This is a genomic window from Enterococcus sp. AAFC-DPL-5182, assembly GCF_058216605.1.
In genome coordinates, this window is record NZ_CM177101.1 from 3,565,844 (window position 1) to 3,580,843 (window position 15,000).

General features: G+C 37.5%; 12 protein-coding genes. All 12 read right to left on the reverse strand.

Features of this window, described 5'->3' with window-relative positions:
• Positions 1 to 2: 2 nt before the first annotated feature.
• Positions 3 to 1,526, reverse strand: coding sequence for a helix-turn-helix domain-containing protein (locus tag AC4BB7_RS16775; protein WP_490483819.1), 1,524 nt, complete (start codon positions 1,524 to 1,526; stop codon positions 3 to 5).
• A gap of 327 nt (positions 1,527 to 1,853) precedes the next feature.
• On the reverse strand, positions 1,854 to 3,548 hold the full coding sequence (locus AC4BB7_RS16780; RefSeq protein WP_086314560.1) for an oleate hydratase: 1,695 nt from the start codon (positions 3,546 to 3,548) through the stop codon (positions 1,854 to 1,856).
• A 108-nt stretch (positions 3,549 to 3,656) separates the two neighbouring features.
• Positions 3,657 to 4,232 carry a TetR/AcrR family transcriptional regulator gene (locus AC4BB7_RS16785; protein ID WP_490483820.1) on the reverse strand — a complete coding sequence of 192 codons (576 nt, stop codon included), beginning with the start codon at positions 4,230 to 4,232 and terminating at the stop codon, positions 3,657 to 3,659.
• Between the two features lie 295 nt (positions 4,233 to 4,527).
• Entirely contained in the window at positions 4,528 to 5,538 is a 1,011-nt protein-coding gene (gene ruvB, locus AC4BB7_RS16790; RefSeq protein ID WP_086314574.1) for a Holliday junction branch migration DNA helicase RuvB, read from the reverse strand.
• Between the two features lie 12 nt (positions 5,539 to 5,550).
• Positions 5,551 to 6,162 carry a Holliday junction branch migration protein RuvA gene (gene ruvA, locus AC4BB7_RS16795; protein WP_086314575.1) on the reverse strand — a complete coding sequence of 204 codons (612 nt, stop codon included), beginning with the start codon at positions 6,160 to 6,162 and terminating at the stop codon, positions 5,551 to 5,553.
• Between the two features lie 172 nt (positions 6,163 to 6,334).
• Positions 6,335 to 8,008, reverse strand: a complete 1,674-nt coding sequence (locus tag AC4BB7_RS16800; RefSeq protein ID WP_490483821.1) for a peptide ABC transporter substrate-binding protein — start codon at positions 8,006 to 8,008, stop codon at positions 6,335 to 6,337.
• Positions 8,009 to 8,194: 186 nt separating this feature from the next.
• The gene (gene msrB, locus AC4BB7_RS16805) at positions 8,195 to 8,632 is read right to left on the reverse strand and encodes a peptide-methionine (R)-S-oxide reductase MsrB (protein ID WP_490483822.1); all 438 of its coding nucleotides are present in this window, start codon (positions 8,630 to 8,632) and stop codon (positions 8,195 to 8,197) included.
• Between the two features lie 98 nt (positions 8,633 to 8,730).
• Entirely contained in the window at positions 8,731 to 9,225 is a 495-nt protein-coding gene (locus AC4BB7_RS16810) for an acyl-CoA thioesterase (protein WP_025871723.1), read from the reverse strand.
• Between the two features lie 28 nt (positions 9,226 to 9,253).
• Positions 9,254 to 9,811: a Maf family protein gene (locus AC4BB7_RS16815; RefSeq protein ID WP_086314578.1), complete on the reverse strand. Its 558-nt coding sequence runs from the start codon at positions 9,809 to 9,811 to the stop codon at positions 9,254 to 9,256.
• 27 nt (positions 9,812 to 9,838) lie between these two features.
• Positions 9,839 to 11,932: a DNA mismatch repair endonuclease MutL gene (mutL, locus tag AC4BB7_RS16820; protein ID WP_490483823.1), complete on the reverse strand. Its 2,094-nt coding sequence runs from the start codon at positions 11,930 to 11,932 to the stop codon at positions 9,839 to 9,841.
• Positions 11,933 to 11,967: 35 nt separating this feature from the next.
• Complete coding sequence (mutS, locus tag AC4BB7_RS16825; protein ID WP_490483824.1) at positions 11,968 to 14,535, reverse strand: DNA mismatch repair protein MutS; 2,568 nt, start codon at positions 14,533 to 14,535, stop codon at positions 11,968 to 11,970.
• A 2-nt stretch (positions 14,536 to 14,537) separates the two neighbouring features.
• The gene (locus AC4BB7_RS16830; RefSeq protein WP_490483825.1) at positions 14,538 to 14,906 is read right to left on the reverse strand and encodes a YlbF family regulator; all 369 of its coding nucleotides are present in this window, start codon (positions 14,904 to 14,906) and stop codon (positions 14,538 to 14,540) included.
• Positions 14,907 to 15,000 lie beyond the last annotated feature (94 nt).

A 15,000-nucleotide genomic window follows, 5' to 3' on the forward strand; every position in this document is an offset into this window, starting at 1 on the left:
CGTCAATTTAAACTGACTAGCTGCTGAGTAATTTCTCGTTGACCATAATTTTGGATAATCTCCTTTTGAATTTCGAAGATTGCATTGTTGATATCAGCATAATCCGAAAAGGACGTGACAAATATTTCTCGTGTTTGTTCTGGAGTGTCTAATAATTGAATATCCGTAACCAAAAGATCTGGAGAATCTCGAAAAGTCGGTACTAATTGAATCCTATCACCAAAAATCAAAGCTAACTTATTGACAATTATCTCTTCGATAAATACCTTTGAGTTTTGAACCATTATTTTTACAGGTTCGTATTTATATTCATGCAACTTATTGAGCAATGCATAGATAAGTAGATACAAGGAATTAACAAACGCTTCTTTAGAGATAGTAAGTACCTCCCACCAGGGTTGATAAATTGTAGAAGTCGTTATCTCTTCCACAATTCTTTCTACTTGTCCGATGATTTTCTTCTCTGCTTCATCACGATAATAAAAATTACTAGTATCATATACGTAATAAAAGATACTCAAATCAGCATAGCAAGTATTAAAAACTAGATGCATTTTGTCTATTTCCTGTCTGATTTGTAAAAAAAGTTCTTTATTTTCTCTTGAGGCTCCTGAAAAAAAAGTTTGAATAATTATTTCAGTCAATAGATTACTTTGTTGTATAAAGGGGAAATTATGATCATTATAAAATAATTCGTAGCGATCATAATCGATTTCTCGTAAACTTAAGTCCTCCTTGTACATCAATAATTCAACAAAACTTACCTCATGCCACACTTGATCTATAGTTCTATTTTTTTTTGAATTGAAGTAATCGACCAATACATTTTTATATTCAAATAACCCTTGCTTCGTTAGCTTTGTCAAAACATCATTCTTGCAATAGTATTTTTGCGAAGAACGAATATTGCTAATATAAATAAGCAAACAAATTTTTCGTTGACGAACTTGATTAAGCGTCTGCCAATTTTCAACATACTTATAGATCGTTGTTTCTATTTCACGATATTCTTGTTCACTAAACTCCCATTTACTTGATGAGTAACAAAAAAATAGATAAAAAAAGTTTCTGACTTTTAATTCATTCCCTTGAATCTGATTATCACGTGTCAATTGTAAATCAAACTTTTCTAAAATCGCGGCTAGTCTTTGACGATAACGAGAAAATGTAGGCGGACTTATGTACTCTAAGTCACAGAATTTTTTTGCGTCTACTTTTTCATATAAAAATATAGTACGAATTATTTTATATAGTACTGATTTTTTTATACACTCGGATGCTATGCTCATTAAATCTAAATTTTCTGCATATATCCCTTTAATTGTCTTGTTTGCATAAATAATTTGAAATTGATTGTCAGAAAAAGAAAATTCTTGCTCAAATCTTCTGATCACTTGCAAAACAGTCTTTTCAGAAAGATTTGTGTTTTCAGATATTTGCTTCACACTGACTATCTTTTTTTTGTTATCTATATAACTTAGAATTTTCAATTGTCTATCATATGTTTCATCTAAAAAAGCTCTCATTAGTATCCCCAAATCTTTTTTGTTTTTGTTTCGCTTCCCCAAACATCTCTTTTTACAAATAATATACTTTTTTTTTCTTTTCCCGTTTCTTTTTATCCTCTTTTTCCAGTAAAAAAAGAAATAACTTGTGAACATCATCATTATGCAATATTTCACATATTTTTTATTATTTTTTTTCAGAATAAAAAGTATCAAAAAAAAGTAAAAACACGAAATTATATCTTTATAATTTGAATATCATTTGAACGTAATAGTCCTAAATACACTAAAAAAAAGAAGAACAACTATTTTTTGTTGTCCTTCTTTTTTATAAAATTGTGATTTTTTCTATCTAAACATTGTTTGTGCAGCTTTAGCTAACACTTTAGGATCGCGATTATACGGCGTCACAGCAATGATTTCCTTATCAATATCAAACAACGTATACACTGCAATTCGAGCTGCACGCACTGAATATTCTTCTGTAAAGACCATATCTTTTGGTATTTCAACAAATTGACTGACCATCGCAAAGTTCGTGCTATTTTCTGGAACGACTTGGGGACGATCGTCCATTTTGCGTGGTTGGAACTGCGCATCAATATATGGCATATAGGCAGGAATCACATTTACCACATCTTTGTGAATTTCCTCCCAATCACTTTGCCAACCCATTTGACAAATCCACTCATATAAAATTTCTTCTCCTGTACAATCACGCATTGGTTTTTTCACATAATCGCCGACTTTGTCTGTATAAATCCCGTATCCCCAGAAAATCGTTGTATCAGGATCTTGATTTTTAAAATGAGGTTGTGCTGCGACAACGGTACTCATCAACCAACTTGAATCCTTCAACGTCATTAATGCACCTGATCCTGGAATATTGCCAGAAAATTCTTCGATTCGTTTTAATAACTTATCACCGCGGCAAGTAACCGTAAAACTTTCCCAGTTAGTTTGTGCTTCATTACCGAAGAATGGTTCCGGATTCCCTAATCCTGCTTTTTTCTTGGCGATATTGCGCCATAGACGAGCAGAGCGTGATTCTTCTGTAACCTCTGGCGCTGGAGTACTCCAATCCCCTTCTGTCGAACTATCAGTCATGGTTCCATTGGTCATGATCACGACGTCTTCTTCATTCAGTTCAATAGTTTCACCATTCCCCAGCTTCAATGCTGTAACAGTGATTTCTGCACCTGGTTTAAATTCTAAATCAACCACATCTTCATTCAGAGTAAAATCAACACCGTGTTTTTCTAAAAAGGCTTTTAACGGTAAAATTACACTATCATATTGATTCAAAGGTGTACGCGTTACGCCTTCTAATGTATCGATACGAGAAAATTCTAAAATCATTCGATTCATATAACGACGTAATTCAAAGGCACTGCTCCATTTTTGGAAAGCGAAAGTTGTTTGCCACATGTACCAGAAGTTGGTTTCAAAGAAATGTGGACCAAACCACTCTTCGATCGTTACGCCATCTAAACTTTCTTCTGAAGCAGCTAATAATTTTGTCATCGCTAAACGATCTTCATTGTCAAATCCCATTGTATGTGCGTCAAGGATTTCTTGGTCCTTTGTCACTAAGCGTGCTTGAGCATGTGTTGGATGTAAGTGATCAAAGTTCAAAATTTCTTCTGTTACACTGTGATTTGCCCATTCAAGTGAAGGGATGCTACTAAATAATTCCCAGAAGTTTTCATACGTTTCTTCATTTAACATTCGACCCCCGCGAGCAACGAACCCTTTTTCGTTGGTACCGATTCCGTCATTGCTTCCGCCCAGAATTTTCATGCCTTCGATCACGTGGATATTTTTCCCATTAAAGTTTGCATCACGAATCAAGTAAGCCGCTGCTGCCATTGTAGCGATTCCGCCGCCAATTAGATAAACCTGTTTGTCTCCATAATAACGGCTGTTGATCTCTTCTTCTATCTCAGCAACTTTTTCTACTTTCTTTTCAGCGGATACTTTTTTAGCAAGGAAAGCTGCACCTAATGCACCTGCTGCGGCTAATCCAATATGTCTTTTTTTCATGAAAATCCCCCCGATTCAATTTATGAACCTAGCGTACAATGATTCCATGTAAATGTCTTGTGATAGCCTTTCCATTCCGTCTTCTTTTTAGACAGAATGGACAATTTGTCATAATAGTTCGTTTTCTTGCGCATACAGACGATAAGAGAAAAATTCTGTATCTTTGGCTAAACGGAATAACTGTGTGGCGATTTCTAATGGTGATTCTTTATAACTGCCTAAAATCCAATCGATCAAGACACCACTACAGCCATACGAAAAAAATCGCGCGTAAAATAGTTTGTCTTCTGGAAGTAGTTGATTTTCTTTATCCATTTGATCGAATAAATTAATGAAGAGTTTATTTGTGATTGCCGAAAAGCATTTTCTTAGGATATCTGAATCTGAACTAACAGTATTATAGTAGAAATCACTTTTGGATTGGATCGCTTTTAACATTTTTAAGGCTTGCTCTTCCCAATTGTCGATGCTAACGTCTGATGAGTCTAGATAGATCAATGCATCGTGGGTGTAGATCCAACGTAACAGATCTTGTTTGTCCGTAAAGTGATAATAGAATGTTTGGCGGTTTAAGCCGACTTCTTTGGTGATATCTTGCACGCTGATTTTACTGAATAGCTTTTTGTCGCATAATTCGATCAATGCAGACGAGATGGCTTTTTTGGTTATTTGTGATTCGCTCATGATTTTTTCCTCACTTTTTTTAGATAGGTTTATCATACCAAAAAAATGGAAAGAAATATAAGGTTTTGAGGGATTTTTAGGGATTGTTAATAGTACGGAAAAATGGAACTCATGAAGTGATTTTTGAAGGAACAGATAGAACTAATTCCACTGCTTATAAAGATGGGTTTCCTTTGGTAATCAATTATAAATATATCGTTGAGATATATCATATTTCAAAATTTAGAAAAAAAGCGAGAATGGAACAAACTATTACTAGCTTGCTTCATCCTCGCTTTATATTTTACTATTTTCTTTATTCCTGATAATAAGATTCATAACCAAAGTGTTCATAGGCTAAAGCTGTTGCAATCCGTCCTCTTGGCGTTCGCTTAATAAAACCTTTTTGGATCAAATACGGTTCATACATATCCTCGACCGTCTCAGTTTCTTCACTAATATTCACAGATAAGGTGCTTAAACCAACTGGACCTCCACCGTATAATTCGATCATTGTTTTCAATAATTTTTGATCGACATAATCCAGTCCTTGATGATCGACTTGCAGTAAGGTCAATGCCTGATCTGCAATACTGCGATCAATCGTGCCATTTGACTGAACTTGAGCGAAATCACGGACACGTTTTAATAAACGATTGGCGATACGAGGAGTACCACGAGAGCGGCGAGCAATTTCAAAAGCACCTTCTTCTACGATTTCTGTCTGGAAAATATCCGCAGAACGCAATACGATTTCTTTTAAGTCTTGTGTTTCATAATATTCCATATGAGAAATGATCCCGAAGCGATCTCTTAGTGGCGCCGATAGCATCCCTGCTCTAGTTGTGGCACCGATCAAGGTAAATGGCGGCAACGGAAAATGAACGGGATGAGCCGTTGTCCCTTGTCCCACCATGATATCTACATAAAAATCCTCCATTGCGGAATACAGCATTTCCTCCACTACACGAGGTAAACGATGGATTTCATCAATAAACAAAACATCTCCTGGTTCCAATTCATTTAAAATCGCAACAAGATCACCAGCTCGTTCAATTGCAGGTCCGCTAGTCGTTCGAATATTAACATGCATTTCATTGGCAATCACCATAGCCATGGTTGTCTTACCAAGTCCTGGCGGTCCGTATAAAAGCGTATGATCTAGCGCTTCTTCTCGATTACGAGCTGCTTCTATATAAATTGTAAGCTCTTGTTTGACTTTATCTTGACCGATATACTGTTCGAGAAATTGGGGGCGCAGTGACTTTTCCAGTGATTCTTCCCCTTCGCTTGTTTGAGCGGAAAGCAGTCTTTCATCTTCTGTCATAGCGATTCCTCCTTAGCGTTTCATCATGAATTTCAGTGCATTACGCAAGTATTCATCCGTTGGTTGGCTACCTAATTCTTCTAATTTCGGTGTAATTCGTTTGATTTCTTTTTCACTGTAGCCTAGCGCACTCAAAGCTTCTAACGCTTCTGTTAGTGATTGATTTACTGATTGGGCAGTTGGTGTTTTAGCCATTGCTTCAACAGCCGCTTCTGACGTTTCCAGTTCTCCAAGTTTACCTTTTAGGTCTAGAATCATTTGCTGTGCTGTTTTTTTACCTACGCCCGGGAATTTTGTTAGATACGCAGCATCTTCACTCTCAATTGCATTGATCAAACCACCGTGATCATCTGATGCCATGATCGCAAGCCCACTTTTTGGTCCGATTCCTGACACACTGATTAGTTTTAAAAAGAGTTGTTTTTCATCTAAATCACCAAACCCATATAATAGATGGGCATCCTCACGAATGACTTGGTGGATATAAATTTTAATTTGCTGATCGGTTTTGCCAGAATAACGATAGGGATTGCCTACAGAAACCTGATAACCGATGCCATTTGTTTCTACTACAATATAATAAGGGCTGATAAATGTAACCTTACCAATGATATACTCGTACATAATTTCACCTTTCTCGATTCCATTAAAGTTAGCGGATAGATTCTTTTGCGCCAACGTTCTTATGCTTGATACGCACATACGTTTCTATTTTAGCACAGATTTGGGAAAATCAGTAGCTTGATAAAAAGAAAGCCAATACGAATTATGAATCCATTCGTACTGGCTTATTTTCTTATTCAGAAATATACGTCCATTTATAGTCATATCGTGCGCCCGCTCCATGAGCCACTACACCTTTGACTTTTTTACTACGCATGTGTGCTTCTGCTTTTTGATACACAGGTGCAACACCCATATCATCCATCAGTAGTTTTTCAGCATCTACCATATCTGTCCAGCGTTTTTCTGGATCAGAAGCATTTTTGCTACCTGACGCTTTGACCAATGCATCATATTTTTCGTTTGAGTAGCGCCCTCTATTATATGATCCACCCGTTAGGAATAAATCAGTGAAACTACTTGGGTCTGCATAGTCAGCTCCCCAGCCACCCATGAGTACTTCAAAGTCACCATTTTTACCACGGTCTAGACGAACAGTAAACGGTACGTTTGTAACTGTTACATCCACGCCATCTAATGTTTCTTTGACTGCTCCTTGGATATATTCTAAGATTTTTTTCGTAGAATCTGTATCATCTCCTACAATGTCGAATTTGAATGTACTGATCCCTAATTCTTTTTTTGCTGCTTCCCAATATTTTTTGGCTTTTTCTTTGTCATATTTCAATAAGTCTTTATTCTCATCTGCAAAGTCCTTGTTGTCTTTTGGTGAATAAGACATGCCTTCTGGAACAAGTCCTGTGGAAGCTACTGATCCGTCTCCTAAGATACGTTCAACAACCGCGTCACGATCAATAGAATAAGAAATAGCTTTTCTTAAATTTGCATTGTGATAGGGTGATTTCTCATCTCGTTGGTTGAACTCAAGATAAGAAGTACGCGCATCTTTTTCGATCACAAGTTCTGGATCATCTGCCATTTGTTTCGCTAACTCTCCGCTCAAGATCACGTCATCAGCTTGTCCGTCTTGGAAAAGGTTCAATGATGTTGGTGCTTCTTTAACTACTTTTACCTCTATCTTATCTAATTGAACAGTATCTTTGTCCCAGTATTGATCGTTCTTTGTGTAAGACCATTCAGTATCTGTTCCTGCACCATCGAAATCAGTCAATGTGAATGGACCATTGTAGACAGAAGACTCACTGTTTGAAGCGTAGTCTTTGCCTTTTTCATCGACTATTTTTTTATTTTGCGGGAAAAATGATGGAAACGCTAATAAGTAATCAAAGTATGGTGTTTCTTGCTCTAATGTTACTTCTAGTTCATAATCACCGATTGCTTTGATTCCTAATTCATCAAGACCTTTTTTCCCAGCAGAAACGTCCGCTCCATTTTTTACTAATTCAAACATATAAGCATATTCAGCAGCTGTTTTAGGATCGGCTGTTCGTTGCCATCCATAGACATAATCCGCAGCAACTACAGGATCACCATTAGACCACTTGGCGTCTTCTCTTAATTTGAAAGTATACGTCAAACCATCTTCACTTTTCTTCGCCATTTCTGCGGCTCCTGCTGCATGTGGCTTACTTTTTTCGTCTAAACGGTATAATCCTTCATAAATATTATTAAATGCTGAAAAACTGATGGTATTTGTTCCTAATGATAGATCCGCCGTAGGTATTTCTTGTTGTACGACTAGTTTAAAAAGCTGTTCCCCACTTGCTTTTTTACCTTCATTACTACTATCTGTAGAACCAGTCTTACCGCCGCCACCACAGGCTGCTAAAACTAATGTCGAGAGCATCATAACACTTATTAATTTCGTCTTCTTCGTCTTTTTCATTCTATTCTCCTCAATAATCAATAATTTTCTTTTCAAATTTTAATTTTCTGAATATTCTTATATTACTAAAAATACAGACAAATAGCAACTATTTTATGTAATAAAAACGTAACCAGTTTTTCCCCTTTAAAATAGTAAAAAAAAGCTTATCTGAGTAGATGTTGCTACTCAGATAAGCAAAAATTTCTATTCAAACAAAGACTTATATTCTCCATAACCTTCTTTTTCTAATTCTTGTACTGGAACAAACCGCAACGCTGCTGCATTGATGCAATAACGTAAGCCGCCCTGCTCTTGTGGTCCATCTGTAAAAACATGACCTAAGTGGGAATCCGCTTCTTTACTACGAACCTCCACACGACGCATACCTAAAGAAAAATCTGAATTTTCTTTAACACCTTGTTTTTCAATGGGTTTAGTAAATGCTGGCCAGCCACAGCCTGCATCATATTTATCTTTCGAGCTAAAAAGTGGTTCGCCACTCACCACATCAACATAAATTCCCTCTTGGTAAAAATCGTCATATTTACCAGTAAAAGGTCGTTCAGTCGCATTTTCCTGTGTTACGGCATATTCAATATCGGATAGCTTTTCCTTCAACTCTTCTTTTGATGGTTTTTCCATGACAAATCACACCCTTACATTTTAGTTACTCTTATCATAGCATCATTGATAAAAAAACACTCAGCTTCTGTTTAGAAAGTGAGTGTTTACGTCTATTATTAGTTCCACGGAATATCTAAATCGACATTTTTAGCAAGATCGATACTTTCTTGTCGTTTGGCTTGTCTGAATTGTTTTCGCGCTTCATAGCCCTGACAAATAAATCGTTCTTCTTTTGTCTCAGGCTCGATCGTTTCTGGTAAAGTAGCTCCTTTAGGCACTACAAACGTCATAAAACAGGTACCAGCCAAATAACGCTCTCCTGAAAATAAATCTTCACCGATGACTTTTGCAAAAATCTCCATTGAACGTGTACCAACGCCTGATACATAAGCGTCGATACAAACAGAATGGTCTGCTTTTAAAGGTGCCAAAAAATCTAAATGATCGACAGAAGCTGTGACAATTGCCGCTCTAGATACTCGGACAGCCGAAAGTCCAGCTGTTTCATCTAGCCAAGCCATTAATTGACCGCCAAATAAAGTTTTATGAAAATTCAAGTGAGGATATGTGATCATATGTGTTTGGATTGCTCTAGTTTGAGAACATTTCATGGATGTATTTCCTTCTTTCATCGTACGATTACTCGTCAAAAGCTGGCAACATTCTATAGAGTGTCGCAATTGGCAGCCCCATGATCGAATAGTAATCGCCTTGAATACTTTTTACTAGTAAAGCCCCTTGTTCCTGAATTCCATAGGCTCCAGCTTTATCTTGGTATTCTTTTGTATCTAAATAACGATTGATTTCGTCATCTGTCAAATCATAAAATTCGACTGTTGCTGGAACCGTCGCTGAAGATTCTTGATCGTCTTTCATCAAGACCACACTGGTATATACTTTATGCGTTCTACCACTTAATTGTCTTAACATACGAAAAGCATCGTCTCTGGAAGTTGGTTTACCCAATATTTCATTATCGATCGTCACGATGGTATCGGAACCGATCACTAAATCATTGGGGTATTGCTTGGCGATATGCATCGCTTTTTGTGCTGCCATCGTTAACACATAATCCATTGGAGTGAAATAGTCTTTGACTTCTTCGTTGATGTCTGCTGGCACCACTTCAAAATCAGAAATAATTCGACTCAGCAACTCACATCTGCGAGGAGATTGTGAGGCAAGAATAACTGCCATTAGGATAAAACCTTCTTCCCATAATTTTTAATGTGGATCTTGTATACGCTTAAACATTTTTTCCATATCTGAATTGGTAAAATGAATCAAAACAGGTCGGCCGTGCGGGCAATTAAAAGGATTTTCACAGGTCTCAAGATCCTTCAATAAAACCCGAGCTTGTTGTTCATTTAAATAATGATTGGCTTTGATCGAGCGTTTACAACTCATCATGATCGCTGTTGCTTCACGGAATTTTTTCACACTGACTGAACCTGTAGTCAAAAACATATCGATCATTTCTCGAATGATCGTCTCTTCTTCACCAGCAGGATACCACGTTGGATGCGCCCGAATAATAAAACTATTTTGACCGAAGTCTTCTAAATGAATTCCGACTTCTGCCAGAGTTTCTTTTTGTTCTTTGATTTTCAATGCATCACTATTTGGATAATCGATCACGATCGGTACTAATAATTCTTGTAAATCATTCGTCACTTCGCCGATTTTTTCTCTAAAATACTCATACTTGACTCGTTCTTGAGCAGCATGTTGGTCGATGATATATAAACCATCTTTACTTTGAGCAAATAGATACGTGCCATGCATTTGACCAAAATACTCTAATTCAGGAAAACGTTCTTTGGGTCTTTCATCTGCTAGTTTGTTCAACATTTTATTTAAGTCATTTTGAGCACCTTGTGCTGAAAAATCAACTTCTGGATGATGGCTTAATTCTTCTTGATACACTTTCTCATCAATCGTTGGCTTCTCTTCCACTTGAGGGATTTCTTCTGCTTTTAATGGTTCTGCAGGTTCGTCCAAATGACTGTTTGCTGAATGAGTCTCTTCCTCAACATCCGTTGGTGAACTGAAGGCGTAGGCCATCAATGCTTCTTTTTCAAGCTCTTCTTTGGTTTGAGGTTTCGTTTCTTTTACCCAATTACTAGTAGGCTTTTGCGCTTGAAATGTTGGCGATGATTCTTTGACAAAGAAATTGCCGCTAGTTGGATCATAGCCTAAACTGCCTGGTTTTCGAATTGGTTGGCTCGTTTCTGCTTGCTCTGTTAATGGAATCTCCATTTGTTCCACTTTAGGTTGCTGTTCGACTTTCTTTTTAAACTGAAGGTTGTCTGCAGCATTGGGGATAAGTTGTTGATGACTCAACACTTCACGAATGGCTTCACTGATCAAGAGCATCAATTCTTTTTCTTTACTCAAACGAACTTCTTGTTTTGTGGGATGCACATTGACATCCACTAGCAATGGGTCCATTTCAATTTCTAATACAGCCAGTGGAAAACGTCCTACCATTAATTTTGAGCCGTAACCGTCAACGATTGCTTTATTCAGCGCGAAATTCTTGATATAACGGCCATTTATGATCGTTGATAAATAGTTTCGACTTGCTCTAGTCACTTCGGGTAATGAGACATAGCCTGTCAATTTAAAGTCTAAATCTTCTGCTTCGATTTTCAACATTTTTTTTGCAGTGCCAATCCCATAAATTCCGGCAATCGTTTGTTTCAAATCGCCATTGCCAGCTGTATTCATCATTTTATTCCCATCATGAACTAAACGAAAAGCAATCTTAGGATGGCTTAATGCCAAGCGATTGACGATATCCCCTACATTAGCAAGTTCAGTTTGGATCGTTTTGACATATTTTAAACGAGCTGGTGTATTAAAAAATAAATTTGAAACAGTGATTTTTGTTCCTTTTCTTAAAGCAGCCGGACGGTGTTCTTCGACCTTGCCGCCTTTCATTTGAACATAACTGCCTTCCTCTTCTTCGGAAACAGCTGTTTCTACGATGATTTCTGAAACAGAGGCGATACTGGGCAGGGCTTCTCCACGAAACCCTAAACTACGAATGCGGAATAAATCGTCTCTTGTATGGATTTTACTTGTGGCATGACGCTTAAATGCACTTAGAATGTCTTCTTTTGCGATGCCTTCACCATTATCGATGACTTGAATCGTTTTAAGTCCTGCTTCTTCAATAAAAATATCGATTTGTGTACTTCCAGCATCGATCGCATTTTCTACAAGTTCTTTGACAACTGATGCAGGACGTTCTACTACTTCACCAGCAGCGATCTGATTGGCAAGTTGTTCTGATAATTCTTGTATTTTTCCCATCTATACGATCCTTTCATTGCTCAGTTTTTTTGGATTTAGATTCTTTTTTGCAGTTCATGCAATTTATTTAAAGCATCCATTGGTGTCATTTCTAATAAATTGATTTTCTTCAAGGTATCGATCACACCTAATTCATCTGTGGATACTTCTTTGAATAGAGATAATTGTTCAGTATCTTCTTTGATCTCGTCTTTGTATTCAACTGTTTTAAGCGGTTGCTCGTCTGATTCTAAAGCAGTAAGAATCGTAGCCGCACGTTCTAATAACGCACTAGGTAGGCCAGCAATTTTCGCTACGTGAATCCCGTAACTTTTGTCAGCAGGTCCATCCATCATTTTATGCAAGAAGACAACTTCGCCATTTTTTTCCACTGCCCCGACATGAACATTTTTCAAGCCAGTCAAGCTTTCGTCTAAGACCGTTAATTCATGATAATGGGTAGAGAATAATGTTTTGGCTTTGACTTCTCGATGGATATACTCAATGATTGCTTGTGCTAATGCCATGCCATCATAGGTTGCTGTTCCTCGACCAAGCTCATCGAATAAAATCAAACTGTTTGGTGTGGCATGACGTAAGGCTTGATTGGCTTCCATCATTTCTACCATAAACGTGCTTTGCCCCGCAATCAAATCATCCGATGCCCCAATTCTAGTGAAAATTTGGTCAAAAATTGGTAGATCAGCAGATTCAGCTGGCACGAAACAACCGATTTGAGCCATCACGACCGTTAGTGCTAATTGACGCATGTAGGTACTTTTACCGGACATGTTTGGTCCTGTGATTAATAGAATGATGTTCTCTTTACTCATATGAACACTGTTTGGAATATATTCTTGATGCCCTAAGACTTTTTCTACAACAGGGTGACGCCCTTCCACGATGTGCAACTCTTTGCTATTGCTTTTCAAGGTAGGTCGAACATATTGGTATCGTTCGCTGACTGTGGCAAAAGCTTGTAAAACATCGACTGCGCTGATTGTTTTTGCTAGTTTTTGCAGACGTTCGATATTGGCTTTGACTTGTTCTCGGACTTCTAGGAATAATTGATATTCTAGATCCACTGATTTTTCTTCTGCTTCTAAAATCAAGGTTTCCATTTCTTTTAGTTCAGGGGTGATAAAACGTTCCGCATTTGCTAGCGTTTGTTTGCGTTCGTATTTGCCTTCTTCTAGATTGGCTAAATTTGATTTTGTGACTTCGATATAGTAACCGAATACTCGATTAAAGCCTACTTTTAGCGTTTTGATTCCTGTTTCTTGACGTTCTTTTGCTTCTAACTCTGCTAACCATTGTTTTCCATGGCGCATAGCATCGCGGTATTCATCTAGTTTTTCATTGTAATTATCTTTGATGATATTTCCTTCTGTGATCGCAAGCGGCGCTTCTTCGTTGATGGCCGTATTGATTAGTTCCACGATATCTTCAGCTGGGTTTAAATCTAATAGCAGATCATTCCACTCACCTTGATTGATTCCAACGATCAGTTCACGAACCAATGGGACTTGCTCTAACGATGTTTTCAGTTGGATCAAATCGCGCCCATTCACATTCCCAAAGGCGACACGACCAGCTAACCGTTCTAAATCGTAGACTTTTGTTAAAGTCGATTGTAAATCCACACGTTCAAAATAGGCATTTAGTAACGATTGCACCATTTCTTGACGCATTTGGATTTGTTTTTCTTGGATCAAGGGACGATCGAGCCATTGTTTTAGTAAACGGCCGCCCATTGCGGTTTTTGTTTCATCTAGCAGCCATAATAACGTCCCTTTTTTCAAACCTGTTCGGATCGATTGGCTCAATTCTAAGTTGAATTTAGAATAATGATCCATTTTCAAGAAGTGATCTGGCTGATATTCTACAGCTTTTTGAATATGAGATAATCCTCGTTTTTGAGTCACCGTTAAATATGTCAGTAACTTGCCTGTGACTTCCACTTCTAGGGGGTGTGTCAGTTCACTCGTCAAGAAGCTAAATTCAGCATTTTCTTCTGCTTGATCTTGTTCAGAAAATATAATATTCAAACGATCTTTCAATGTTTGTTTTAGAGTTTCCGACAAGGGACTTCCTAATACGACTTCTTTGGTTTGTAAAGCTGATGCTTCATTGATGACACCATCTTCATCGCTCAAAACAGCCGTCTTTAATTCTCCCGTACTTAAATCAACATACGCTAAACCAAACGTACCATTTTCCTCAACGATCGCGGTTAGGTAGTTGTTGTCTTTTGCATCTAAGCCTTTGCTGGTCATAACGGTTCCAGGTGTGATCAACTGAACAACTTCTCGTTTGACCATTCCTTTTGTTGTTTTAGGATCTTCTACTTGTTCACAAATCGCTACTTTATAGCCTTTTTCGATCAAGGTATCAATATATCCTTGAGCTGCGTGATGGGGAATGCCGCACATTGGAATCGGATCATCAGCATTACGATTGCGGCTAGTTAAGGTTAATTCCAATACCTGCGACGCATTGATCGCATCTTCATAAAACATTTCATAAAAGTCACCTAATCGGTAAAATAGAAACGCATCTTGGTATTGGTCTTTGATTGCTAAGTATTGTTCCATCATGGGTGTGTTTTTCGTTTTTTGAGGCATTGTTACCCTTCCTTCTCTAGTTCTTCGTTAATTCTATATTGGATCATGTCTGTGACGTGTTGTAAGAGGTCGTTTGCTTCCATCAGTTGCTCTCGATATGCTACAACTAAAGGATGCTCATCAAATTCTTTCGTTAGTTCGTCCGCTCGTTTGATTGCCGCTTTTTCTGCTTCTGGTTTATCATAATGTGCAAATTGAACCGCATCTTTTTGTGCTGCTTTGATTTGCTCAACTAATTCAGTGAGCTTCTCGTTATGTTGAACTTTTTCTTCTAGTTCTTTGTAACGCTTGATCAAATCATCCTCGCCAAGTAAGGTCAGTAACTTTGTTAATTCTTCGTTGATTCTTTTATCTTCAATGGATGGCTCCATGATTTCACACCTTTATTCTGGGTAAGATTTTGTTGTAAAACAAGTCTACTTATTTTAACATAATTCCAGCAGAATCAACAGTTTGTGGAAAAGA